The organism is Halolamina salina, from assembly GCF_042678005.1.
Lineage (GTDB): Archaea > Halobacteriota > Halobacteria > Halobacteriales > Haloferacaceae > Halolamina > Halolamina salina.
Map to the genome: position 1 here is coordinate 1 of NZ_JBHUDH010000232.1, position 703 is coordinate 703.

At 72.3% G+C, this 703-nt stretch carries 1 protein-coding gene; it reads right to left on the reverse strand.

The genetic code is table 11. The annotated features are described in order from the left end of the window. A partial coding sequence (locus tag ACFR9S_RS14990) for a P-type ATPase (protein ID WP_459077221.1) occupies positions 1 to 703 on the reverse strand: 703 nt, incomplete at both ends.

A 703-nucleotide genomic window follows, 5' to 3' on the forward strand; every position in this document is an offset into this window, starting at 1 on the left:
GCGCACGGCCCCGTCGACGGCCCGAACGACGAGCCGCCCGTCGGAGACGACCGTCCCGCCGCGGACCTCGTCGCCGCGACTCCGCCGTACCGGGAGCGACTCGCCGGTGACCAGCGACTCGTCGACCGCGGCGGTCCCCTCGATCACCTCGCCGTCGACCGGGACGCGCTCGCCGGAGCGGACGACCAGCTCGTCGCCGCCCTCGACGGCCTCGACCGGGAGCGTCTCGGTTCCGTCACCTGTACGAACGCGGGCCTCCGAGGCGCGGTCGCGAGTGAGGTCGGCGAGTTCGCCGACCGCCCGCCGCTTGATCCGCTCCTCGTAGTAGCTCCCGACCGTGACCGCCAGCACGACGACGATCGTCACGTCGAAGTACACCTCGGTCCGGCCGGTGAGCACCGCCAGCCCGCTGTAGAGGTAGGCCGTCGTGGCCGCCAGCGAGACGAGCAAATCCATGTTGGGCTGTCGGGTCCGGACGGCGACGTACGCCCCGCGGAGCAGCGGCGCGCCGGTGTACGCCAGCACAACCGTCGCCGAGAGCCAGAGGTTGCCGAGCAGGAACCGCCCCGCCCCGCCCTCCAGATCGAACAGCAGCGCCTCCGGCGGCAGCCCGAAGTAGACGGGGTAGAGGAACAGCACGTACCACAGCATCGCCATCATCCCGAAGAAGCCGCCGACGAGCAGGCGGCCGACCGTCCCGTCG